Below are 24,867 nucleotides of genomic sequence, written 5' to 3'. Positions count from 1 at the left end.
CCTCTGCTTCTCCACAGGGCCACGGTTCACGAGGCGGTGGCCGGGCCTTGCGCCCGACCCCTTTGCGATCAGTGACTAGTTCCGGCGATGGCCGCTGGTGCCGGTTCGAACTGCCGCTTCGACGGCGCCGAATGATTATCTGGAGCCAAGACCGGCACTTCCACGCCGTTGGCATCGTAAAGCTTGCCGTTGAGGAAGTAATCGCCGTCATGCAATTGTGCGATGTCCTGGTAGCGCAACGTCCGCTCGGTTCCGGCGACGAATACGGACTGCTGGTCCGAATTACCCGCCGTGAGATGATTGAAGACCAGGTTCAATACGATCGCCATCAAGGCGGCGGAACTGATCCCCGAGTGGAAGATGGTCGCGAACCAGGCCGGAAAGTGATCGTAGAAGTTCGGCGCTGCAATCGGAATCATGCCGAAACCTATCGAGGTCGCTACGATGATGAGGTTCATGTTGTTGGTGTAGTTGACCTTGGAAAGGGTACGGATGCCGCTTGCGGCAACAGTACCGAAGAGCACGATCCCTGCCCCGCCGAGAACCGCGCTCGGCACGGCGGCGACGACCCGGCCCAAGATCGGCAAGAGGCCGAGGGTTACGAGCACCAGACCGCCCGTCGCCACGACATAGCGGCTCTTGACGCCCGTGACTGCCACAAGCCCGACGTTCTGGGCAAAGGCACTCTGCGTGAACGAGCCAAAGATCGGCGCGATAAGGCTCGAGAGCATATCCGCCCGCAGTCCATCACCGAGGCGCTTCGAGTCGACCTTGGTTTCAATGATCTCACCGACTGCCAGGATATCGGCCGAGGTTTCAACCAGCGTCACCATGATGACAATGAACATCGAGATGATCGCCGCCAGGTGAAAGGTCGGGAAGCCGAAATGGAACGGGGTCGGTATCGCGACGATCGGCCCCTCGGCGACTTTGGAAAAGTCGGTCATGCCAAGCGCGAGCGCTATGGCGGTGCCGATGATGATGGCAAGCAGGATCGAGAGGCGCGAGATCGTGGCGCTGCCGAGCTTGCTGAGCAGCAGGACAACGACGAGCGTTATCGCAGCAAGCTGAATATTGCCGACGCTGCCGAACTCGGGGGAATTGCTGTTGCCGCCCATGGCCCAGCGCACGGCAACCGGCATCAGTGTGAGGCCGATCGTCGTGATGACGATACCGGTGACGAGCGGCGGAAAGAAGCGCGTGATACGCGAGAATATGGGTGTGATCAGCAGGCCGACCAGCGATGCCGCCATGACGGCACCGAGCACCGCGTCCATGCCGCCACCGCCGCTGACGATGGCGACCATGGTGGCAACGCCCGAAAACGAGACGCCTTGCACGAGCGGCAGCTGGCATCCAAAAAGGGGAATTCCCATCGTTTGCAGTATGGTTGCAAGGCCGCCGGCAAAGAGCGAGGCGGCAATCAGGAGACCGATCTGGTCAGGCGCAAGGCCTGCGGCCTGGCCGACGATCAGCGGCACGGCAATAATGCCGCCATACATCGTTAGAACATGTTGCAGGCCATAGGCGAGATTGGCGCCGAGTCCAAGGTTTCGATCCTCTGGCCGCTGATCCAGCGGCCCTCCGATTGTGTTTGCTTCCAAGGTAAAGTCCTCCCAATACCTTTGATGCCCGGCTTTTCCTCCTCGCCGGGCGGGACGAAGACTATGACAACCTTTTCAAGACCTGACTTTAGCCGATTTGATGAAACTGTTTTCAAGAAATCCGCACCTATTGGAGAGGGCGGACGATATCAGTCGCACTCCTGAAGCGCTGCGGACATAATATAGATATTCTGAGACTTGAGGGGCGTCAGCACTCGACGACGTTGACGGCAAGCCCGCCGAGGCTGGTTTCCTTGTAGCGCTCGTTCATGTCCATGCCGGTCTGGCGCATCGTCTCGATGCACGCGTCGAGCGGCACGAAATGCGTACCGTCGCCCTTGACGGCCAATGAAGCGGCGGTAACGGCCTTGACCGCGCCAAGCGCATTGCGCTCGATACAGGGCACCTGCACAAGCCCGGCCACGGGATCGCAGGTCATGCCAAGGTGATGCTCCAGCGCAATCTCCGCAGCGTTCTCGATCTGCTCCGGCGAGCCGCCGAGCACCGCGGCAAGGCCAGCGGCGGCCATGGCGGATGCCGAACCCACTTCGCCCTGACAGCCGACTTCGGCGCCCGAGATCGAGGCGTTGTGCTTGATCACCCCGCCGATGGCGGCAGACGTCAAAAGGAAGTCACGAATGCCATCGGCATCCGCATCCTCGTGGAAATGCAGATAATAGCGCAGCACGGCGGGAACCACCCCGGCGGCACCATTGGTCGGCGCGGTCACGACACGACCGCCAGCCGCATTTTCCTCATTTACCGCCATGGCGTAGACCGAGAGCCAGTCATTGGCGAGGAGCGGATTGATCCGGTTCTGCCGCCATTCCTCCTGCAACCGATCATGCAAATAGCGGGCGCGGCGCTTGACCTTGAGGCCGCCGGGCATGATGCCCTCCTGCGCAAGTCCGCGATCGATGCATGAGCGCATGGCCGACCAGACGCGGTCGAGACCTGCATCGAGTTCCTCGCGGCTCATGAAGGTTTCTTCGTTTTGCCGCTTCATTTCAGCGATCGAAAGTCCGCTCGCCTTGGCCATGCTCAGCATCTGCGCGGCATTGATAAACGGAAACGGGACGGCAGCTTCAGCCTTTGGCGCGGAGCGGGTCTTCGCGGCTTCCAGTTCTTCCTCGGTGACGACGAAACCGCCACCGATCGAATAGAATATGCGGCGCAGAAGCAGCCGCTCATCGGCGTCATACGCCTCGAAGGCCATGCCATTCGCATGTCCGGGAAGCGGGGTGCGTCGGTCCATGATCAGGTCGGTCGCGGGGTCGAAGCGGTAGGAGGGATGCCCCTCGGGCGAGATGCGCTTCGTGCGGCTCACCGTCTCAAGCATCGTATCCATTGCGTCCGGATCGACAGTGGCCGGAAGGTAGCCGCAGAGGCCGAGGATGACGGCGCGGTCGGTCGCGTGGCCGACGCCGGTAAACGCCAGCGAGCCATGCAGGTGAACGCGCAAATGATCGACCTTGACGCCGCTCGGCCGTGGCCACTGGCCGCTCTTGAGTTCTTCAAGAAACAGCCCGCCTGCGGTCATCGGACCCATCGTGTGGGAGCTCGAAGGACCAATGCCGATTTTATAAAGATCGAAAACCGACAGGAACATGCGGTTACTTACCCCGAGCTGGATCGCTTCCGTTGATAATGGCCGGTTGCCGGCAAACGTCAAAGCCAGCTTCCGACCTTGCGTTGTGTTTCTACGACATAGGCGCGCTGTTGCAAAAGTCAAAGAAAAACGCCGTATCGCCTGGTTGGCGGCAGTTCCAAAAATACCCTCCGGCCGGTTTGCCAAGCGCCGGAATTTCCGTACATTCGCGATTGCCGCCGCGCGTCACAGAGGACCGAAATGGAACCTGCCCAAAACACATCCTATTGGCTCGACGCCGTGGCGCTCGTCTATTTCTTCGTTGTCTGGATGGTCTATTCCTATACGACCGCGAAGGGCTTTGGCGGCAGGAAATCCCTCACCTACGAAATGAACGAAGCGCGACGCCAGTGGATGGCGACAATGGCGACACGCGAGTTGCGCATGATCGACACCAGCATCATGATCGGCCTGCAGCAAGGCACCGGTTTTTTCGCCTCCACATCCATCCTTGCGATCGGCGGCTGCTTCGGTCTTCTGAATTCCTCAGGCCGCGTATTGACGCTGTTCCACGAGATTCCTTTTCTCAACGAGACGACCCAGCAATTGTTCGAGACCAAGATACTCGGGCTTCTCGTCCTCTTCGCCTACGCCTTCTTCAAGTTCGCTTGGTCGTATCGCCTGTTCAACTACTGCTCGATACTCATCGGCGGCGTGCCCATGGCGCGTGACAAAGGCCCCGATGATCCGCTCGTCCTTGCCAGCATCAACCGCGCGGCGGGCATCAATATTCAGGCTGGCCAGCACTTCAACAGCGGCCTGCGCGGCATCTTCTTTTCGATCGGCTATCTCGGATGGTTCCTGCATCCGCTGCTGTTCATGGCGACCACGACATTCGTCGCCATCGTCCTGCTGCGGCGGCAATTCTTCTCGACGGCACGCGACGTCTTGATGCGCAACAGCGTAAGCGAGCTATAGGCTTCGCGGCAGATAGCGCCAAACGAAGAAGGATGTGAATACCATGAGCCCGGCGAGCGCGATGAAGATCGCGCCGAGGTGAAAGAACGTCAGGATGATCGAATAGGTGAAGGCCGGCAATATCTCGGAAAAATCGAGGTAGGTCCGGTAGACCGCGGTCATCTGCGCGCGCTCATGCGGATGGACGGCGCGGATGAAGGTTGCTGAGCCGAGCGTATCGATCGCAACGCAGAAAAACGCGCCGACAAGCAGCATGATGGCGGCAATCATCGGGAATTTCTCACCAGCGAGGCCTGCCCCGATCAGGGAGACCGCGAGGAGCATGAAGACCGCGGAGATCGTCCGCATGAGGCCCTTGGACATGCCGACCTTGCCCCAGAGGATCGAGCCGAAAAGGAAGAGGTTGCCGAGCGAGACGAGAAGACCGCCGGCCAGCGTTCCCTGCCCCGTCGCCACCATGAGGATCGGGCCGTAAACGAAGAACGTGCTCCAATAGCAGGAGCGGGAGAACGCGATAAGCCAAGCCAGACGCAGGCGCGGCTGCACGACGAAGCGGCGCACATTGGCAATGGGGTTTGCAGGACGGCTCGGCCCTCTTTGCAGCGCCGGGTTGTCGCTGAGCCGGAAGTACCAGAACAAGGCCAGCAGCACGAGTGAGAAGCCGATCGACAGCACGAACGGCGCAACCATGCCCACGTGCGTATAAAGGAACACACCGAGAAACGGTCCGCCGGTCCAGGCGATCGTCGCCGTTGCCATGCGCACCGACTCGGCGCGGACGAGTTCGCCCTTCTTGATGTGGTCCATGATGTAGAGGCTGAGCGTGATCGACAGGGTTCCCGCGCCGAAGGTGCGCAGGAACAGCCCGGCCGCCTGCCCCGGCAAGGTGTCGAGGGCAAAGGCCATGCAACCGATGATCAGTGATGTTACTCCGGCCGTATAGACCCAGCGGCGCGGAATACGGACGATCAGCAACGGGATCGACAGGGTCGAGATCAATCCGAACAGCGACATGCAGGTGTAAAGTATACTGACGCCGCGCTCGCTCTGCATCAGGTCATAGGTCTGGATCGGCACGACGCTGGTGATGATGGCACGCGCCATCGATTCAACGCCGAACAGGATCGCAAAGACCCGCGCCGTCGGACGCTTGGCCGTGGTAATCCAGATAGGGTAGCGGACTTGGCTGATCACCGGAGGAACTTCGGAGGGATTGATTCGGTCGTTGCAGCGAGTTTCAATCGTTGCGCCGTCATTGGCCGTCGATGGAGCGACATATTATGTCCGTTTCATGGAAACCGTTGAAACAAGTAATAAAAAGCCCTGATTGATCGATATGAAAGGCAATGGATTTTGCCGGCCATGTCGCATAGCGTGCGCGGGATAGCACACCACATACGAGCATTCTCCGCATGACCGACAACCTCAGTTCGATTTCGCCCGCAAAGCCGCGTCTTGGCAGGCTCGACGTGCTGCGCGGCATCGCGCTTATCGCCATGGCCACTTATCACATGGGCTGGGATTTCGAATTCTTCGGTTATCTCGAACCGGGCACGACCGGCCAGGGAGCCTGGAAGCTCTACGCGCGGATCATTGCCTCGACTTTCCTGATGCTCGTCGGCTTCAGCCTTGTTCTTGCCCATGGGCGCGGTATAAGATGGCGGTCGTTCCTCGTGCGGTTAGCGCAGGTCGTCGTGGCGGCAGCGGCCATCACCCTCGTCACCTGGTACATGACGCCCGAAAGCTTCGTTTTCTTCGGGATCCTGCATGAAATAGCGGCGGCGAGCCTACTTGGACTGCTTTTCCTGAGGCTTCCAGCGATCATCGTGGCGCTTGCGGCGGTGGCAGTCGTGGCATTGCCATTTTACTTCGTTTCGCCGGCATTCGATCCGCCGGTGTTGTGGCCGCTCGGGCTTTCGGAAGTATTGATCCGTTCCAACGACTATGTGCCGATTTTCCCCTGGTTCGGCGCAGTCCTTTTCGGGATGGCGCTTGCCAAGGTAATGCAGCAGACGGGCGCTATGAAACTGCTTGCCGGTGATATCGCGCCGGCCTGGCTGAACCGGGCGCTGCAATTCATTGGCCGTCACAGCCTTGCATTCTACCTGATCCATCAACCGGTTCTGATCAGCTGCGTGTTCCTGATCTCGCATGTCTTCCCGCCGGCGGTGGCAACGCCGGAGGAAATCTTCGGCAATGCCTGCGTGCAGAGTTGCTCGATCGACAACGAAGCGGCGTTTTGCCAAAAGTTCTGCTCCTGCGTCATCAACGAGAGCAAGGCGCGCAATATTTTCGACGACGCGTTCGCCGGAAGGCGGGATCAGAACGATCCGGAGATGCAGGATATTGCCGGGCTGTGCACCCAGCTCAACATGCCGCAATGAGATGGCTAAGTGCTGACACCGAGTTCAGCGAGACGCTCGATGCAGGCTTCCTCAACCTGGTCGAGCTCGGTCAGCGTCTCCTCGATATCGCGGCGCTTCTGGCGCAGATCCCCACGCTTTTCCTCGACCCGCTTCATCAGCAGATGCAACTGCCCCATCTCTCCCGGGGGTTCGCGATACATCTGGACGATTTCATGAATTTCCGCGATCGAGAAGCCTAGCCGTTTGCCGCGCAGGATCTGCTTAAGTAGATGCCGGTCCGATGGACGAAAAAGCCGCGTGCGCCCGCGCCTGATCGGATGAATCAGTCCCTCGTCCTCGTAGAAGCGCAGCGTCCGTGTCGATACGCCGAACTCGCGTGTCAATTCGGTGATGGAATAATATTCGCGCATACCCGACACTATTGCTAGTTCCCCCACTATATCGATTGAATGTTTTGCCCACGCAATTACGTAAAAGTCAATTGGACGATTGTATAGGGTTGTGAACTTAAGTGCAAAATCAGGTAAGTTGCTGTTACTTAAAGCCAAACCACCAGGTGGCCAGGCCAAGGAATGATGAAAACCCGACAACGTCGGTCACGGTCGTAACAAACACGGCAGAGGCAATGGCGGGGTCCGCGCCGAAACGGTGCAGGAGCAGCGGAATCAGTATTCCCCCAAGTGCGGCGGCGAGCATATTGATGATCATGGCAGCCGCAATAATGCCGCCGAGATTAGCGTGGCCGAACCAGAGCCCCGCTACAAGTCCGATCAAAATGGCGAAAACCACGCCGTTGATGAGCCCGACCGACGCCTCGCGTCGTATGATACGCCCGGCATTGTAGATATCCATATCGCGCGTCGCGAGAGCGCGCACGGTCACGGTCATCGTCTGCGTGCCGGCATTGCCCCCCATCGACGCAACGATCGGCATGAGCACGGCTAGCGCGACCATCTGCTGGATCGTGGCATCGAAGAGCCCGATGACGGAAGCCGACAGGATTGCTGTAAAAAGATTGACGACAAGCCAGGGCACGCGCGAACGCGATGTCGATACGACGGAATCCGAAAGCTCTTCATCGCCGACACCGCCGAGGCGCAGGATATCCTCTTCCGCTTCCTCCTGAATAACGTCGACAATGTTCTCGATGGTGAGAACACCGACAAGGCGCTCGTTCTCATCCACGACGGCCGCTGAAAGCAGGTCATATTGTTCGAAGATCTGCGCAGCCTCTTCCTGGTCCATCGTGGCCGGAATGGCATGGCGCGTCTCGTGCATGATCTCTTCGACCTTGACGTCGCGCCTTGTGCGCAGGATGCGGTCAAGATCGATGGCGCCGAGCAGCCGGAACATCGGGTCTATGACGAAAACCTGCGAAAAGGATTCTGGCAAATCGTCATTGTCGCGCATGTAGTCGATCGTCTGCCCAACGGTCCAGAACGGTGGAACGGCGACGAACTCGGTCTGCATGCGCCGACCGGCCGTTTCCTCGGGATAGCCGAGCGAACGGCGCAGTCTGACGCGTTCAGTGAACGGGAGTTGCGCCAGAATCTCGTCCCGATCTTCCTGGTCGAGATCTTCGAGAATGTAGACGGCATCGTCGGAGTCGAGTTCCTGGACAGCCTCGGCGATCTGCTCGTTGGGCAGGGCATCGACAATCTCCATGCGGACTGCTTCGTCGACCTCGGTCAGCGAGGCGAAGTCGAATTCGTCACCGAGAAGTTCGACGAGCGCGGCGCGCTGCTCCGAGTGCAGCGCTTCGAGAACGTGGCCGAGTTCGGATTGATGCAGCTTGCCGACATGCGAGCGCAGGAAGAGGACGTCGCGATCGGCGATCGCAGCGCCGACACGGGCGAGATAGGATGTCTTTACCGCACCGTCATCCCCGTAGATGTCGGATTCATCATTGTCGGACGCGGCCTCCGGTAGGGTCTCTAGATCATCCATTCTGTCCGCACCCGTTTTCTGACAAGTCAAACGCGACGGGCGACCAACGCCGTCTATTGTCAGTTAGAGCAAAGCATGCCCAAAGGAAACTAGCGGGCATGCTTTGCGCTTATTTTCAGGCGGCGGTGTCTTCCCAGCCACTAATGGCCTTCACTTCTAGGAAGTCTTCAAGGCCCCAATGGCCGCCCTCGCGGCCAATTCCCGACTGCTTGTAGCCGCCGAACGGTGCATCGGCCGCATGGGAAGCGCCATTGATGCGGACCATGCCTGCCCGGAGCCGCTTAGACACGCGTTTGATTCGTTCCGGATCACCCGACTGGATATAAGCGGCAAGGCCATACGGCGTATCGTTGGCGATCTCGACGGCCTCCTCTTCCGTGTCGAATGGAATCATGGCGAGTACAGGTCCGAATATCTCCTCGCGCGCGATCGTCATGCCATTGTTGACGTCGGCAAAGACGGTCGGGCGCACGTAGTAGCCACGGTTGAAGCCCTCGGGACGCCCCGTACCGCCTGCAATCAGTCGCGCGCCTTCCTTGATGCCCTGTTCGATCAGGCCCTGCACCTTGTTGAACTGCATTTCGGAAACGAGCGGCCCCATGTGGTCGCCATTCTCTGACGGATCGCCAACCTTGGTGGCCTTGGCCGTCTCGGCGGCAACCTGTGTGGCCGTGTCGTAGACCGAGCGCTCGACCAGCATGCGCGTCGGCGCATTGCAGGACTGCCCGGTATTGTTGAACACGTGCGCCACGCCACGCTTCACGGCGGCCTCGACGTCCGAATCGGCAAAGACGATGTTGGGAGACTTGCCGCCAAGTTCGAGCGAAACGCGCTTGACCGTATCAGCGGCCGCCTTGGTGACGGCGACACCAGCGCGCGTCGATCCGGTAAATGACATCATGTCTATGCCGGGATGGCGCGACATGGCCTCGCCGACGGTCGGGCCGTCGCCGTTGACCAGGTTGAACACACCGGCCGGAAGACCCGAAGCATCGATGATTTCCGCGAAGACGACCGAGGAAATCGGCGCGAGCTCGGACGGCTTGAGAATGACCGTGCAGCCGGCAGCAAGCGCCGGAACAACCTTGAGCACAACCTGGTTCATCGGCCAGTTCCACGGCGTGATGAGGCCGCACACGCCAATCGGCTCGTAAACGATGCGCGACGACGTGTTGTGGGCGTCGAGTGGACGCTCGAATTCGAAGTTCTTCAAGGCACGGATGAAGGCCTTGATGTGCGCGGTGCCGGAAGCTGCCTGCTCGTCGAGCGCCATCTTGATCGGCGCGCCCATTTCGGCGGAAATGGCCTTGGCCATGTCGTCGATGCGTTCCTGATAGGCGGCAAGCAGGCGCTGGAGCCATTCAAGGCGCTCTTCGCGGCTGGTCACGCTCCACTTGGCGAATGCCTTGCGCGCAGCGGTGACCGCCTTGTCGACATCGGCGGCCGAGCCGAGCGAAATCACGGCGAAAGCCTGTTCGTCGGCGGGGTTGATAACCTCCAGCTCTTTGTCGACCGTTGGAGCTATCCATTTGCCATCTATATAGAAATCGGTCTTGCGCAGCATGGTCTGTCTCCTGCCAGTAAATGCGGATTGTCCGTTGATGTGCGGTCGGCGATCGCCAACGCATAATGATTGCAGTTGTAAAGGACGAATGCGGGTACGGCCAACAGGAATATCGAACAAAGAGGCGAAAATAGCGTCGCCCTCCCTGGCCTATGTCGTCCTGTTGCCATTGAATGCGCGCGCCAGCCGCAGGAAGTTTCCGAGCATGGCATGGCCATATTCCGTAAGGACCGACTCCGGATGAAACTGAACGCCATATGTCGGGTGAGTGGCATGGGCAAGGCCCATGATTTCACCCGCCTCGGAGCGCGCCGTAATGCGAAGGTCGCCATCCCCCGGAAGGTCCTGAACGATCAGCGAATGATACCGCCCGGCGCGGAAGGGGCTTGGCAGCCCCTTGAACACGCCCCGGCCGTCATGGTTGATCGCCGAGGCGCGGCCGTGCATGGGCTCGCGCGCCCGCACCACATGGCCACCAAAAACTTCGCCCATGCACTGGTGGCCAAGGCAAATGCCAAGCATCGGAGTGGTGCCGCTCAGCGCCTCGATGATCGCCATGGATTGCCCCGCCTCGCGCGGGCCACACGGGCCGGGCGACAGGACGATTGCCTCGGGGTCCAGCCGCTTGACGTCGGCAACCGAAATCGCATCGTTGCGAACCACCTGCGTTTCGACGCCAAGTTCGGTGAAGTAGCGCGCGACGGTAAAGACGAAGGAATCGTAATTGTCGATAATGAGGATCATTCCGGCCCGCCCTCATCGAACACGGTGAAGATGCGTGCTGCCTTGTCCAGCGTCTCCTGGTACTCGGATGCGGGATCCGACAGGGCGGTGATCCCGCCACCCGCCTGAAATACCGCCATGCCGTTTTGGAACAAGACGGTACGGATGCCGATATTGGTGTCGAAATTGCCGTTGAAGCCAATGAAACCGATCGAGCCGCAATAGACACCGCGCGCCTCACCTTCGATCTCGGTGATAATCTCCATTGCCCTGAGCTTGGGAGCGCCAGTGATCGACCCACCGGGAAAGGCGGCGCGAACAAGGTCCATAAGGCCCTTGTCCTCCTGCAACCGGCCGGTCACGACCGAGACGAGATGATGCACGCTGGCATAGGTTTCGAGGCCGCATAACACAGGCGTCAGCACCGAATGCGGCCGGCAAACGCGAGAAAGGTCGTTGCGCATCAAGTCGACAATCATGAAATTCTCGGCCCGGTCCTTCTCCGACCTCAGAAGAGTCTCCGCCAGTGCCTTGTCTTCATACGGATCAGCCGAACGTGGCATTGTCCCTTTGATCGGCCTCGTCTCAACCAGGTCGCCGCGGGCCACAAGGAAGCGCTCCGGCGAACTCGAGGCAACGACAATCTCGCCATGGTCGAGATAGGCGGCAAAGGTCGCGGCATTGCGCTTGCGCAGCGCCTTGTAAAAACGCCAACGATCGAAACTCTGCGGCAGCTCGGCGGTGAAGCGCTGGGCGATGTTGGCCTGGAAAATATCCCCGTCGAGTATGTACTCAACGACCCGGGCGACTGCCTGCATATAGGCGGTGCGTTCGAAGTTGGACCGCCATGAGGTTCTTGCGATGCGCTGCCCCGTCATCTCGACGGATGGCTGCGCAGCGGAACGACTGATCGCCTCGATAATACGATCCGAGCGCTCCTGGCTCCGCCGCTCCTGCGCCGGCCCAGCCATTTCGGGAAAACCCGAGGAAACAAGCCAGACCCGCTGTTCCACATGATCGAAGGCCAACACCACATCGTAAAATAGCCAGGCGGCGTCCGGCATCGCGCCTTGTGGTGGTGTTCCGGGCTGAGGCAAGCGTTCGAGCAGCCGGCCGAACTCGTAGGAGAAATAGCCGATGGCACCGCCTTGAAACGGCGGCAGCCCAGCCTGGACCTCCATCCGGTATCGCCCGATATAGTCCGCAATCGCCGTGAGCGGCTCGCCCTCGACCCTTTCGCCGTTCCAGCTGACCTCGCCACCGGCAACGATCAATCTCGCGAACGGATCGGCAGCCACGTAGGAATAGCGGCCCAACTGGTCATGGCGCATGGCGCTGTCGAGAAAGCTCATGCCCCCCAACGGCCGCAACCGCTCGGCGGCTTCAACAGGTTCGAGCCATGGAATCTCACGAACATGCAAGCGCCGATCTCCCTTCAACCTTTGAGATTATCCGCTCTTGCGGGTCGATAAAAGAATACTTGTCTCCGTCGAGGTGATTCCGTCAATATGACGGATGTCGCGAAGCGTGCGGTCGAATGCCTCCAGCGTCTCCACCTCGATTTCAGCGACGATATCCCACCGGCCGTTCGTTGTGTGCAAAGCGCGAATCTCCGGAAAGCCCTGCAGGCGGCGGATCACCTTCTCGGCACCCTGTCCCGCTACCTCGATCATCGCCACGGCGCGCACCCCGTAAATGCCGGCGCCGGCCTTGAGCGTGACGGTGAAGCCCTGAATTGTCCCATCGGTGGTCAGCTTGTCGATGCGCGTGCGGACAGTAGCGCGCGATATGCCGAGCACGGTCGCCATCGATGAGACAGGTAAGCGGCAATCATCGCGCAGCAGCGACAGCAATTTGCGATCCACGTCGTCCATTGGGCTCTCACTCTGCATAAAGTTCTTGAGCAAAATGCTCAATTCCTTGCGCATTTCTATCAAGATGCCGTCTATTTGTCACCGCGCCGAAATGCCAAAATCATTGCGGGACATAATATTCTCTTTCAATTTCGGAACGAGACCATCCAAACGCGAAAGTGGCGGTTGTTTATGAACATGCACAGCAATTTTGAGGACACGCACAAGCAGAAGCTGACGATCATCGGTGCGCCAATCGAGGAAGGCGCGGGTCGCCTTGGCGCGCTCATGGGACCGGCAGCCTTGCGCACTGCCGGACTCGTCCGCACGCTTGAGGAATTCGGACATCCTGTTGAGGATCGCGGCGATCTGCAACTGCCTCCGGTTTTGCCCGTGGTTCCAGCCGTTGATGGCCTCGCCCACCATATCGAGCGCATTGCCGCCTGGTCGCGCATGCTCAGCAGCGAAACCTATGACGCAATGACCAAGGGGACGTTCCCGATCACTCTCGGCGGCGATCACAGCCTTTCCATGGGCTCGGTGAGCGGCGTTGCCCGCTACTGCGAGGAACATGGCCGCGAACTCTTCGTGTTGTGGCTGGACGCCCATTCCGATTTCAATACACCCGCCACCTCGCCTTCCGGCAACATGCACGGCATGTCGGCGGCACTTCTTTGCGGCGAACCTGGTCTCGAAGGCGTTTTCGGCGAAGAGCCGCGCGGTTTCGTCAAGCCAGAGAATTTGCACCTCTTCGGCATACGCTCGATTGATGCAACAGAGCGCGTCCTGCTGCGTGAACGCGGAATTGATGTCGTCGACATGCGCCGCATCGATGAATTCGGGGTCGCCAAGCTGATGCGCCGCATCATCGAGCGTGTGCAGAAGGCCAATGGCATCCTGCATGTCAGCTTTGACGTCGATTTCATTGACCCATCACTTGCTCCGGGCGTCGGCACCACCGTGCCGGGCGGCGCCACGTTCCGCGAAGCGCATCTGGTCATGGAACTTCTGCACGATTCCGGCGTCGTCGGCTCTCTCGACGTGGTCGAACTCAACCCATTCCTCGACGAACGCGGCCGAAGCGCGCTGCTGCTCGTCGATCTCGTTGCCAGCCTGTTCGGCCGGCAGATCTTTGACAAGCCAAACCTTGCTGACCAGAGCGCCGGCGCGCTCAGCATTTGATTTTGGCATTAGGAGGACATTTTGCTGCACACAGCCGCTGATCTGATTTCAACAGAATCCCGTCTCGGGGCCCATAACTACAAGCCGCTCGACGTGGTGCTGGAACGCGGTGAAGGCGTTCACGTCTGGGACATCGAAGGCAATCGCTATCTCGATTGCCTCTCCGCCTATTCGGCCGTCAACCAGGGCCATTGCCATCCGAAGATCCTCAAGGCGATGACCGAGCAGGCGTCGAAACTGACACTGACGTCCCGCGCCTTCCGCAACGATCAGTTGGCATTGTTCTATGAGGAACTTGCAGCGCTAACCGGCTCGCACAAGATTCTGCCGATGAACAGTGGCGCCGAAGCCGTCGAAACCGCGATCAAGGCCGTGCGCAAGTGGGGCTACGAGGTCAAGGGCGTGCCGGAGAATGCCGCCGAGATCATCGTCTGCTCCGACAATTTCCACGGCCGCACCATGGGGATCGTCGGCTTCAGCACCGATCCTTCCGCCCGCGACAATTTCGGTCCCTTCGCCCCGGGCTTCAAGGTCGTGCCCTTCGGCGATATCGACGCTTTCGTCGCAGCGCTGAGCCCCAATACCGTCGGCTTCCTGGTCGAGCCGATCCAGGGCGAAGCCGGCGTCCTCATTCCGCCAAAAGGTTATTTCACCAAGGTGCGGGAACTGTGCACCGACAATAATGTCACGCTCATCCTCGACGAAATCCAGACCGGCCTCGGCCGCACCGGCGCGCTGCTCGCCGAGGAGCACGAGGGCATCGAGGCGGATGTGACGCTGATCGGCAAGGCGCTTTCCGGCGGCTTTTATCCGGTCTCGGCTGTCCTGTCGAACAGCGATGTGCTCGGCGTTCTCAAGCCGGGACAACATGGCAGCACCTTCGGTGGCAATCCGCTCGCCTGCGCCATTGCCCGCGCGGCGCTACGCGTTCTCACGGAAGAGAACATGATCGAAAACTCCCGCAAGGAGGGAGAATACTTCCTCGAACAGCTCAAGGGCATTCGCAGCAATATCGTGCGGGAAGTGCGCGGTCGTGGCCTTATGCTTGCGATCGAGCTCAATCCGGAAGCAGGCGGCGCCAATCGCTTTTGCTACGAACTCAAGGAACGCGGCATCCTCGCCAAGGATACGCACGGCCACACGATCCGCATCGCGCCGCCGCTCGTCATCAAGCGGGACCAGGTCGACTGGGCACTCGAACAGTTCGACGCCGTTCTCACCAGCATGAATTGATGGCTGCGAGGTGCGTGGTTGATGCAACCACGCGCCTCTCTTCTCAGCCTACATCCGGACGCGCTCAGCCTTCGGATCGTACATCGGCTTCAGCGAAGCCTCCGCCTTCACGCGCTCGCCGGCAATCTCGATCTGATATGCGGAAGCCAGGACGTCGTCCGGGTTCTCGCCTTCACTCGGAACGTAGCCAAGCCCGATCGCACCGCCGAGATGGTGGCCGTAATTGCCGGACGTTATGGTTCCGACAATGTTGCCGTCGCGAACAATGGCTTCGTTGTGGAACAGCAACGGTTCAGGATCGCTCAGCCTGAACTGCACCAAGCGACGATTGAGGCCCTTGTCCTTCTTGCGAAGCACCGCTTCCCGGCCAATGAACTCGCCCTTGTCTGCCTTGACGGCAAAGCCCAGGCCAGCCTCGAGAACATGATCCTCGTCGGTAATGTCATGGCCGAAATGCCGGAATGCTTTCTCGATGCGGCAGGAATCGAGCGTGTGCAGGCCGCAGAGTTTCAGACCGAGATCTTGGCCGGCCTCTTCGATGGCTTCGAAGACATGCGCCGTCTGATCCGTCGAAACATAAAGTTCCCAACCGAGCTCACCGACGTAAGTCACGCGGTGCGCCCGCGCCAACCCCATGCCGATCTCTATCTCGCGCGCCGTACCGAAAGGATTGGCCTCGTTTGAAAAGTCATTCGGGCTGATTTTCGTGATCAGTTCGCGCGCCTTTGGCCCCATCAGGCAAAGCACCGATTCCGCTGCCGTCACATCGGTTATGACGACGAACTCATCGCCAAGATGCTTGCGCATCCATGCGAGATCGCGCTGCAGGGTTGCGCCCGGTACAACCGCGAAGAACGCGGTTTCGGAAAGCCGCGTAATGGTAAGATCGCTCTCGATGCCGCCGCGATTGTTCAGCATCTGCGTATAGACGATACGGCCCGGCTCTACGTCGAGCTGGTTGGCACAGAGCTTTTGCAGGAAAGCCAAAGCATCGCGCCCCTCGATCCTGATCTTGCCGAACGACGTCATATCGAAGAGGCCGACGCCATTGCGCACGGCGAGATGCTCGTCACGCTGGTTGTCGAACCAGTTCTGCCGCTTCCAGGAATAGCGATATTCCGGTTCTTGGCCTTCGCGGGCAAACCAGTTGGCCCGCTCCCAGCCAGCAACCTCGCCAAAAACCGCACCGCGCTGCTTCAAGTGCTCATGGATCGGCGAGCGCCTAACATTGCGCGACGTTTCCATCTGCCGGTAGGGAAAATGGTCGGCGTAGAGCAGCCCAAGCGTTTCGGAGACACGCTCTTTCAGGTACCGCCGGTTCTTCTGGAACGGCTGCGCCCGGCGGATATCGACCTCCCAGAGGTCGAACGGCGCCTCGCCGTCGTGGATCCACTGCGCCAGCGCCATGCCAGCCCCGCCCGATGACACGATGCCGATGGAATTATAGCCCGCGGCAACCCAATAGCCGCCAAGTTCCGGTGCTTCGCCGAGATAGTAACGATCGTCGGGAGTGAAACTTTCCGGACCGTTGAAGAACGTATGAATGCCTGCCGTCCCGAGCATGGGCATGCGGTTGACGCCCATTTCGAGGATGGGTTCGAAGTGTTCGAAATCCTCCGGCAATTGATCGAAGCAGAAATCTTCGGAGATGCCGTTCATGCCCCACGGCTTGGCAACCGGCTCGAACGCGCCAAGCATCATCTTGCCGGCGTCTTCCTTGTAATAGGCGCATTCATCGGGGACACGCAGCACAGGCAGCCGACCAAGTCCTTCAATCGCCTCCGTCACCAGATAAAAGTGCTCGCAAGCGTGGAGCGGTACAGTCACACCTGACGTGGCAGCAAGATCGCGTGCCCACATGCCAGCGCAGTTGATGACGACATCGGTTTCAATCGTGCCCTGCTCATCCCCCTTCGACCAGGAAACACCAGCGACACGGCCATTCTTCTTCAGAACGTTGGTCACCTTCACATTCTCTACGATCCTCGCGCCGCGCTGACGTGCGCCCTTGGCAAGCGCCATGGCGATATTGGCCGGATCGCACTGGCCGTCGAGCGGCAGGTGCACTGCTCCGACGACATCCTCGACATTAAGATGCGGATACATCTCCTTGACTTCTCTAGGAGAAATTTCCCGCACATCCACATCGAAGGCGCGGGCCAGCGATGCTTGCCGGTAAATTTCGTGCTTGCGCTCCTCAGTGAGCGCGACCGTGATTGAGCCGACCTGGCGCATGCCGGTCGCGACCTCAGTTTCGGCTTCCAGCTTGACGTAGAGGTCGGCCGAATACTTTGCGAGGCGCGTCATGTTCTGCGATGCACGCAACTGACCGATCAGACCGGCGGCATGCCATGTCGTGCCTGAGGTTAGCTGCTTGCGTTCGAGGAGAACGATGTCGGTCCAGCCGAGTTTCGCCAGATGGTAGGCAACGGAGCAGCCCGATACGCCGCCGCCGATGATGACGGCCCGTGCCTTGGTGGGAAGCGAACTCATGCGCGGATTCTTTCGTTCTTGGGATCCCAGAGGGGCTGGTCAGGATGCACAATAGCCTTGCGGCGCTCGCCGAAGATTTCGACTTCGATCTCGGTGCCGGGCTCGGTCAGTTCGGTCTTGAGCATGCCGAGCGCGATCGACTTGTCGATGCGGTGGCCCCAACCGCCGGACGTCGTCTCGCCGACAATATTTCCCTTGTGCCAGAGGGTCGACATATAGGGCGCATCGCAATCGCCGGCATCGACGGTCAACGTGACAAAGCGTTTGTCCACACCGCGCTGCTTTTCGCTCTCAAGCGCAGCCTTGCCGAGGAAGTTGGGCTTTTCCCATTTGACAAATCGTTCGAGCCCGCTTTGCAACGGCGTATAATCCGTCGAAAGATCGCCCTTCCAGGCGCGATAACCTTTCTCGAGCCGCAACGAGTCGAGCGCGAACATGCCGAACGGCTTGATCCCGTATTTCTGCCCAGCCTCCCAGATCGCGTCGAAGATCGTCGCGGTGTCCGCAACTTTCGTGTGCACCTCCCAGCCGAGTTCCCCAGCGAACGACACGCGCACCAGCTGGCAGTACCGTCCGGCAATCTGCGTCGACTGGTGCGACAGCCAGGGTCGGTCGAGTTCAGCGTCGCACACATCCTTGAAGAGGTCCCGTGCCTTCGGACCGGTGACGATCTGGCAGGAGAACTGCTCGGTCACATTGTCGATCCTGATCGCGCTTCCCGCGGGCAGGTGTTTAACCAGCCAGTCGCGATCATGCCACTCCGCAACGGCCGCCGTGATGAGGAAGAAGAGATTTTCGTCGATCGCCATGATCGACATTTCCGTGACGACGCGGCCCTTGTCGTCGGCGAAATAGGCAAGGCCGATCCGGCCGGGCTTGGGGACAATACCGGTAATGAGCGTCGCGAGCCATTCACGCGCGCCCTCGCCGCTCACGCGAAAACGCGTGAAACCCGGCAGATCGAGGATTCCGACTGCGTCGCGCACCGCGTGGCATTCCTCGCGAATACGCTCGTGCCAAGGTCCATTGCGCGAGAAGGTCTGGGTCGCTTCCTCGGATGTGTCGTCACCGGGCCTCGCATACCAGTTCGCGCGTTCCCAGCCGTTGTAAGGCCCGAATTGACCGCCGAGCTTGGCGATACGGTCATGGAGTGGCGAGAGCTTCTTGTTGCGGCCCGCAGGCCAGGTGTGGCGCGGAAAATGGATCGCATATTCGTGGCCATAGACTTCGAGTCCCTTGGCAACGCAATAATCGGGATCGGTGAAACCGGTGAAGCGGCGCGGATCGCATGACCACATGTCCCACTCGGTGGCGCCTTCCGTCACCCATTCGGCAAGCACCTTGCCGGCGCCGCCTGCCTGGGCGATGCCGAAGGTGAAGACGCATGCCTCGAAGGCATTGGGAACGCCGGGCATTGGCCCGATCAGCGGATTGCCATCCGGCGCATAGGGGATGGGGCCGTTGATGATCTTGGAAAGGCCGGCAGTGCCGAGGATCGGCACGCGGGCAATGGCATCGTTCAAATACCAGTCGAGACGTTCAAGATCGTCCGGAAAGAGCTGGAACGAGAAATCGTCAGGCATCGGATCATCCGGCGTCGCCCAATGTGCGCGGCAGTTTCGCTCATAGGGCCCGAGATTCATGCCGTTCTTTTCCTGGCGCAGATAATAGGACGAATCGACGTCGCGCAGCAGCGGCAGCTTGTGGCCATTCTCGCGTGTCCAGGCAGCGATCTCGGGAATTTCGTCGAATAGCAGATATTGATGGCTCATGACCATCATCGGCACGTCACGGCCAAACAGCTTGCCGATTTCCTGCGCGCGGTAGCCGGCGGCGTTGACGACATATTCGCAGCGGATCACACCCTGCGGTGTCGCGATCACCCACTCGTCCTTGTCGCGGCGCGCACCCGTCACGGGGCAGAAGCGGATGATCTTCGCGCCCATGTCACGCGCGCCCTTTGCAAGCGCTTGCGTCAGCTGCGCCGGATCGATGTCACCGTCGTTCGGATCGTAGAGCGCTCCGGCAAGTTCGTGCGTCGCGATGAACGGATAGCGCCCGTTGATTTCATCGACGCCGAGCACGTCGATATCCATGCCCTGATAGCGGCCCATGCTCTTGACGCGTTCGAACTCGCGCAAGCGCTCCTTGCTATGGGCAAGGCGCAGCGAGCCGGTCACATGATAGTTCATGGGATAATCGACTTCGGCGGCAAGATTGCGATAAAGCTGCGCCGAATAGCGCTGCATGTTCATGACCGACCACGAAGCCGAGAAAGTTGGAACGTTGCCGGCGGCATGCCATGTCGAACCCGAGGTCAATTCATTCTTTTCGAGCAGGACGCAATCGGTCCAGCCGGCCTTGGCGAGGTGATAAAGCGCGGAAACGCCGACCGCTCCGCCACCGATGATGACGACGCGCGCCGACGTTGGAAACTCAGACATATAAATTCTCCCGTGGTCTCATGCCAATTTCGGGGCCGGGTTCAAGCCCGACCGATTTCATCGAGGTACCACTGGATGTACCGCAACTCGTTATATTCCATTGGCGCAATCGGGCCCGGCACAAAATAGTTAGACCGCACGCCCCGCGCCGTATGTTCGATGATCGTCTTGTCCTCTGCCGTCGTCACTTTCCACAGCCAGGTCAGCTTTTCGAGATCGTAGTCCTTGCCTTCCTCGGCATCGCCGCGCACCAGCCAGATCAGTTCCATCTCGCAGGTATCGACCGTCTTCGGGATGAAGCGGTAAATCATGCCATGATCGGGATAGCAGACGAGGAAGCTGGTGCCGCCGAGGTGAATGGAGGTCACGCCGCCATCGAACTCGGTGAAACGGCCCATGAGCGGCGCAACGGGTGATCCGTCTTCGCTGCCGCTCTTGACGCCGTCGTAGAGCGCATAGCGGAACGTGTGGATCGCTTCCTTACCCTGCGCGGAATTCTGCCAGTTGTCGCCGGTCGCAATGTCTATGCCGAGCGCGCAGGTGCGCTGCTCCATCTTGGCATTGAGTTCGACGATCTTCTCCGCCGGCTGTTCCAGCGCATGGGTCTGCGAGTATTCCGGATGCGCTGGACCGCAGTGGTAGCATTCCACATAGTTCTCGACTGCAAGCTTCCAGTTGGCATCGACGGCATAGGTTTCGCGATACGCCACCTTGGCGTCGCCCCAGCCATATTGACCGCAGGTGGTGCGCAGCGACTGCTCGATAATCGAGAAGTCCAGAGGTTCGTCGGCAAAGCAGATGAAAATCAGGCCATCCGCAACGCGGACATGCAGCTTCTTGAGGCCGTGCGCCGTACGGTCGAAGTCGCGCGGCATCAGGCGCGCGGCGCGAAGGCTGCCGTCATTGGCATAGGTCCAGGCATGATAGGGGCAGACGAAGAATCGGGCGTTGCCCTTCTGCTTGGTGCAGACCTCCGCGCCGCGATGGCGGCAGACATTCAGGAACGCATGGATCGAACCATCTTCGGTGCGCGAAACGATGATCGCTTCGGCGTCGATCTTGAACAATTCGAAATCACCCGCGTTCGGGATGATGCTGGCATGGCCGATGCAATGCCAATGACGCCGAAAGACCCTCTCCATATCAAGGGCATAGACGTCCGGATCCATGTAGAAGGCGCGCACGAGGCCATGCCCTGGCCGATGATCGGCCACCAGACGATCAATCTTGTCCAGAGCCGGTGCAAGTTCTGCAAAAGCCTGTTCCGCCGCCATTTCATTCTCCGAAAAAGATTGTTTCTGGACGCTTATTGTTTCTCAGGTGCGTCGCAGTTTAGAATGATTCCGCATTGAGCGGCATTCAAGCGATGGTTGCTCATAAAGACATGAATTATTCTCACGCATCTGATTTCGACAAGGTTTCTCCGCCATGATGTCCAAACCCCGGATACCCCCGCTCGGCTCCTTGCGGGCATTCGAGGCATCGGCGCGGCTGCTGAGCTTCCGTCTGGCAGGCGATGAACTTGGGGTCACGCAGTCGGCGATAAGTCACCGCATCTCGGAACTCGAGACGATCCTCGGGGTCAAGCTTTTCGAGCGGCTGCCGCGGGGCGTTTCGCTTACCGACGCCGGCACACTCTACTACCCCTACATGCGCGATGCCTTCGAGAAGATCGCGCGTGGCAGCGCGCTGATCAATCGGCTCGGCACGACGGACGATCTTGCGATCGAAACCTACTCGACCTTCGCCATACGCTGGCTCATCCCGCGTCTTTCCGATTTCCGCAAGGTCAATTCCAATCTGGCCATCCGCATCGGCACCAGCCAGCTCGATTGGGAGCTCAATATCGACAGTTCCGATATCGGCATCATCCATACGACGCGGCCGGAGCGGCTCAATCTGCACTACCGGTTGCTGGCCAAGGCGGAGATGTTTCCGGTCTGCAATCCGCAGGTGGCGGCACGCATGGGTGGGGGCGACGCCAAGGCATTGAGCAACGTGCCGCGCCTCGCACTCTATACCTCGCCGGAAGATTGGGGGACATGGCTCGAGGCCGCGAACATCGCCGATACGGGCCGCGCTGTCACATTGAAGTTCGACACCTACCTCGCCGCCTTGCAATCGGCCCTCGACGGCCAAGGCGTGTGCGTTGCACCGGATTTCCTGGTCGCCGACGACCTCAGGGCCGGACGCCTCGTCGCGCCATTCGCGCTGAGGGTGCCGCAGCCCGGCGCATGGTACATGATCTGCCGCAAGGAGCGGGTCGGCGAGGCCAGAATTCGACAATTCGAACGCTGGCTCGTCGAACAGTTCGGCGGCGAACCTATTTCTTCTTGATGCCGATCGCCCGGCCGACGCGATCCGGCGCCGGCAGTTGGGCGTGTTCCTTCATATAAAACTCAAGCTTGGGCAGCACGTCTTCCGGAAACGGCGTCACTTTCGGCCCGCTCATGTCGACATGCAGCGAGAGCACCTCGCACGTTGCCGCAACCCAGCCATCCTTATGGATGATTTCGAGATAAGTGTGCAGTCGCTTGCTGTCATAATCGATGAGCTGGTTGGTGACGGTCACGACATCATCAAGGTGGAGCTCCTGCACGTAGCAGATGTGCACCTCGGCCGTGTAGATCGTCAGCTTTCGCTCGGCCGCGTATGTGGGGCCAAAACCGAGCTCCGACAGGAACTCGTCGCCGCCCCTGTCAAAGACGACATTGTAATAAGCCATGTTGAGATGGCCGTTATAGTCGATCCATTCCTTCTCGATCGGGATGGGCGCCGAATGATAGAGTTCAGCGTCTCGATTGGTTGCTAGCATGTTATGGTCCTCGTTCTTGGCGAGCCGACGCCTGTCGATCGCTGGATTTGAAACATGGGTGCCTCGCCTTCCGCTGTGCCAAAAGCGACGAGCCATGGCGGTTCCCTCATCAATGGTTCGGCCGGAAAGCGCTTGGCGGCTTGCCCTCGAAACTCCTGAATGTCCGTGTGAATGCGGCAGCCGAGGAAAATCCCGTCCGCGCAGCGATATCCGCCAGCGGCGATTTCGTGTCGGTAATGAGCCGCCGCGCCACCTTGAGCCGCAAGCGCAGATAGTATCGTCCGGGCCCCTCGCCGACCGCTTTAGCGAAGATTTTCTCAAGGCTGCGCGCGCTGAGCCCGCAACGCCGGGCGATGGCGCCGACTGTCAGGGGCGCATCGATATGGGCTTCCATGAGGCGGATCGCGCCCGCAAGCTTGGGATGCACATCGTCGAGCCGGCCCAACGAAACCAGCGGCTGCGCGTCGCTCGACGTATGCGCCTCGTCATAGATGAAGACGCTGGCGACATCGAGGGCGACCGACATGCCATAGCGCGAGCGAATCAAGTGCAGCATCAGGTCGAAGGTCGGCGAGGCGCCGCCACTCGTGAAGACAGGACCGTCGATGACATAGCGGTCGGGCCTGATATCGGATTCCGGGAACTCCGCCGTAAACTCCTCCATGTCCTCCCAGTGGGTGGTCGCCTTGCGCCCGGCGAGAAGACCAGCACGGCCAAGCAGCCAGGACCCTGCCTCGATGCCGCCGATCATCTGATAGTGATGGACGGCGCGCCGCAGGTTGGCGGTAAAGGTCGTGCGCGCGATGTCTGAAGTGCCAAAACCACCGATAACCAATAACATATCGCCTTTTACGGAAGCATCGAATGAACCAGAAACCGCAATCGGCAAGCCGCACGTCATCATGGCCGGCTCGCCGTCCAGCGAGACGATTCGCCATTTGAAGAGTATGCTCCCGGAGACGCGGTTGGCCGCGCGCATCGGATCGATTGTCGATGCAACACACATGAGCGAAGCGCCGCTGAAAACGAGGACGGTCACATCCAGCGGTTGGGTGTCGGGTAAAAAGACTGGCGAATTTTCGCTTTTCATCAATTTCAATTCGTATATCGCAAAGCATCGCGTGGCAATCGGGGCATGATCACGGCAACGAAAAATATGGGAGCAGAGCTATGGGACTTACCCCCAATCGCGAAGTATTCATCACCTGTGCCGTGACCGGCGCGGGCGATACGACAGGTCGTTCCGACAAGGTGCCGGTCACGCCGCGCCAGATCGCCGACGAGTGCATTGCCGCAGCCAATGCCGGGGCTGCAATCGCTCACATCCATGTCCGCGATCCGAAGACCGGCAAGGGTTCTCGCGATGTCGCGCTCTATACCGAGGTCGTCGAGCACATCAAGGCGTCGGGCGTCGACATGGTCTTGAACCTGACCGCCGGGATGGGGGGCGACCTGACGCTCGGCAGTGTCGAGCAGCCAATGCCGCCCTCCGTGATCGGCACCGACATGGCGGGCGCGACCGAGCGCCTCGAACACGTCGCCAAGCTTCGTCCCGAAATCTGCACGCTCGACTGCGGCACGATGAACTTCGGCGAAGGCGACTACGTCATGACCAATACGCCGGCGATGCTGAAGGCAATGGCGGCGCAGATAACGGCACTCGGCGTTCGCCCCGAGGTTGAAATCTTCGATACCGGCCACCTGCTTCTCGCCAAGTGGCTCTATGACCAGAAGCTGCTTGAAGATCCGGTCATGGTCCAGCTCTGCATGGGCATTCCCTGGGGCGCGCCCGACGATATCAATACGCTTTTGGCCCTCACGAACAATCTGCCGAAAAACTGGACGTTCTCCGCTTTCTCGATCGGCCGCAACCAGATGCCCTATGCGGCGATGGCCATGCTTGCCGGCGGCAATATCCGTGTCGGTCTTGAAGACAATATCTGGCTCGACAAGGGCGTGCTTGCCACCAACGGCCCACTGGTCGAGCGGGCAGTAAAGGTTGCCGAAGGCATCGGCGCAAAGATTCTCGGACCGAACGACGTCCGCGAGCGCATGAAACTCACAAAGGGCTGGTGAT

The 24,867-nt window shown here is 59.8% G+C and carries 19 protein-coding genes and 1 pseudogene; 6 read left to right on the top strand and 14 right to left on the bottom strand.

All coding sequences use genetic code 11. The features are described from left to right. Positions 1–131: 131 nt before the first annotated feature. Together BLR72_RS13960 and BLR72_RS13955 are read right to left on the bottom strand one after the other, a co-directional pair. Positions 132–1,604: pseudogene (locus BLR72_RS13960) on the bottom strand (nucleobase:cation symporter-2 family protein); the annotation flags it as partial. Between the two features lie 208 nt (positions 1,605–1,812). After that, a complete protein-coding gene (locus BLR72_RS13955) occupies positions 1,813–3,213 on the bottom strand; it encodes an L-serine ammonia-lyase (protein ID WP_091922684.1) in 1,401 nt (466 codons plus the stop codon). A 240-nt stretch (positions 3,214–3,453) separates the two neighbouring features. Between BLR72_RS13955 and BLR72_RS13950 the strand changes: the two genes are divergently transcribed. Next, positions 3,454–4,170, top strand: coding sequence for a DUF599 domain-containing protein (locus tag BLR72_RS13950; protein WP_091949486.1), 717 nt, complete (start codon positions 3,454–3,456; stop codon positions 4,168–4,170). On the opposite strand, the gene BLR72_RS13945 is transcribed toward BLR72_RS13950, so the two are convergent. After that, positions 4,165–5,364, bottom strand: a complete 1,200-nt coding sequence (locus BLR72_RS13945) for an MFS transporter (protein ID WP_027232587.1) — start codon at positions 5,362–5,364, stop codon at positions 4,165–4,167. The genes BLR72_RS13950 and BLR72_RS13945 overlap by 6 nt on opposite strands. Positions 5,365–5,582: 218 nt before the next feature. On the opposite strand from BLR72_RS13945, the gene BLR72_RS13940 reads away from it, so the two are divergent. After that, positions 5,583–6,554 (top strand): heparan-alpha-glucosaminide N-acetyltransferase, encoded by a 972-nt coding sequence (locus BLR72_RS13940; RefSeq protein ID WP_091949483.1) that lies wholly within the window; start codon positions 5,583–5,585, stop codon positions 6,552–6,554. Between the two features lie 5 nt (positions 6,555–6,559). On the opposite strand, the gene BLR72_RS13935 is transcribed toward BLR72_RS13940, so the two are convergent. From BLR72_RS13935 to BLR72_RS13910, 6 genes are all read right to left on the bottom strand, one after another. Next, positions 6,560–6,946 carry a MerR family transcriptional regulator gene (locus BLR72_RS13935; protein WP_091949480.1) on the bottom strand — a complete coding sequence of 129 codons (387 nt, stop codon included), beginning with the start codon at positions 6,944–6,946 and terminating at the stop codon, positions 6,560–6,562. 124 nt (positions 6,947–7,070) lie between these two features. After that, positions 7,071–8,483 carry a magnesium transporter gene (gene mgtE / locus BLR72_RS13930; protein ID WP_027232584.1) on the bottom strand — a complete coding sequence of 471 codons (1,413 nt, stop codon included), beginning with the start codon at positions 8,481–8,483 and terminating at the stop codon, positions 7,071–7,073. A 115-nt stretch (positions 8,484–8,598) separates the two neighbouring features. Beyond that, positions 8,599–10,047 carry an aldehyde dehydrogenase family protein gene (locus BLR72_RS13925; RefSeq protein ID WP_091949477.1) on the bottom strand — a complete coding sequence of 483 codons (1,449 nt, stop codon included), beginning with the start codon at positions 10,045–10,047 and terminating at the stop codon, positions 8,599–8,601. Between the two features lie 150 nt (positions 10,048–10,197). Then, positions 10,198–10,791, bottom strand: coding sequence for an anthranilate synthase component II (locus BLR72_RS13920; protein WP_091949474.1), 594 nt, complete (start codon positions 10,789–10,791; stop codon positions 10,198–10,200). Then, positions 10,788–12,191: an aminodeoxychorismate synthase component I gene (gene pabB, locus BLR72_RS13915; protein ID WP_091949472.1), complete on the bottom strand. Its 1,404-nt coding sequence runs from the start codon at positions 12,189–12,191 to the stop codon at positions 10,788–10,790. The genes BLR72_RS13920 and pabB overlap by 4 nt, the downstream gene beginning before the upstream one ends. 27 nt (positions 12,192–12,218) lie before the next feature. Beyond that, positions 12,219–12,644, bottom strand: coding sequence for an Lrp/AsnC family transcriptional regulator (locus BLR72_RS13910; RefSeq protein ID WP_027232580.1), 426 nt, complete (start codon positions 12,642–12,644; stop codon positions 12,219–12,221). Positions 12,645–12,815: 171 nt separating this feature from the next. Between BLR72_RS13910 and rocF the strand changes: the two genes are divergently transcribed. Both rocF and rocD read left to right on the top strand, forming a co-directional pair. Further along, complete coding sequence (gene rocF, locus BLR72_RS13905) at positions 12,816–13,805, top strand: arginase (RefSeq protein WP_081815943.1); 990 nt, start codon at positions 12,816–12,818, stop codon at positions 13,803–13,805. Positions 13,806–13,829: 24 nt separating this feature from the next. Next, positions 13,830–15,038 carry an ornithine--oxo-acid transaminase gene (rocD, locus tag BLR72_RS13900; RefSeq protein ID WP_091949630.1) on the top strand — a complete coding sequence of 403 codons (1,209 nt, stop codon included), beginning with the start codon at positions 13,830–13,832 and terminating at the stop codon, positions 15,036–15,038. 48 nt (positions 15,039–15,086) lie between these two features. Here the strand turns inward: rocD and BLR72_RS13895 are convergent, their stop codons facing one another. The 3 genes from BLR72_RS13895 to BLR72_RS13885 are packed head-to-tail and all read right to left on the bottom strand — an operon-like array spanning position 15,087 to position 21,249. Further along, positions 15,087–17,531: a GcvT family protein gene (locus BLR72_RS13895; RefSeq protein ID WP_091949469.1), complete on the bottom strand. Its 2,445-nt coding sequence runs from the start codon at positions 17,529–17,531 to the stop codon at positions 15,087–15,089. Beyond that, complete coding sequence (locus tag BLR72_RS13890; protein WP_091949466.1) at positions 17,528–19,975, bottom strand: GcvT family protein; 2,448 nt, start codon at positions 19,973–19,975, stop codon at positions 17,528–17,530. Before BLR72_RS13890 ends, BLR72_RS13895 begins: the two co-directional genes overlap by 4 nt. Before the next feature lie 41 nt (positions 19,976–20,016). Beyond that, entirely contained in the window at positions 20,017–21,249 is a 1,233-nt protein-coding gene (locus BLR72_RS13885; RefSeq protein ID WP_027232575.1) for an aromatic ring-hydroxylating oxygenase subunit alpha, read from the bottom strand. A 154-nt stretch (positions 21,250–21,403) separates the two neighbouring features. Here BLR72_RS13885 and BLR72_RS13880 point away from each other — a divergent pair, with 154 nt between their 5' ends. Next, the gene (locus tag BLR72_RS13880) at positions 21,404–22,312 is read left to right on the top strand and encodes a LysR substrate-binding domain-containing protein (protein ID WP_091922669.1); all 909 of its coding nucleotides are present in this window, start codon (positions 21,404–21,406) and stop codon (positions 22,310–22,312) included. Here BLR72_RS13880 and BLR72_RS13875 read toward each other — a convergent pair. Continuing rightward, positions 22,299–22,790 carry a thioesterase family protein gene (locus tag BLR72_RS13875; RefSeq protein WP_036814816.1) on the bottom strand — a complete coding sequence of 164 codons (492 nt, stop codon included), beginning with the start codon at positions 22,788–22,790 and terminating at the stop codon, positions 22,299–22,301. The genes BLR72_RS13880 and BLR72_RS13875 overlap by 14 nt on opposite strands. Positions 22,791–22,899: 109 nt before the next feature. Then, a complete protein-coding gene (locus tag BLR72_RS13870) occupies positions 22,900–23,880 on the bottom strand; it encodes a GlxA family transcriptional regulator (protein ID WP_091949463.1) in 981 nt (326 codons plus the stop codon). Positions 23,881–23,960: 80 nt separating this feature from the next. Here BLR72_RS13870 and BLR72_RS13865 point away from each other — a divergent pair, with 80 nt between their 5' ends. Continuing rightward, complete coding sequence (locus tag BLR72_RS13865; RefSeq protein ID WP_091949460.1) at positions 23,961–24,866, top strand: beta-keto acid cleavage family enzyme; 906 nt, start codon at positions 23,961–23,963, stop codon at positions 24,864–24,866. The last annotated feature ends 1 nt before the right edge of the window (position 24,867 follow it).

The organism is Phyllobacterium sp. YR620 (assembly GCF_900104165.1).
Lineage (GTDB): Bacteria > Pseudomonadota > Alphaproteobacteria > Rhizobiales > Rhizobiaceae > Phyllobacterium > Phyllobacterium pellucidum.
This window is presented reverse-complemented; position numbering and strand designations above follow the sequence as displayed.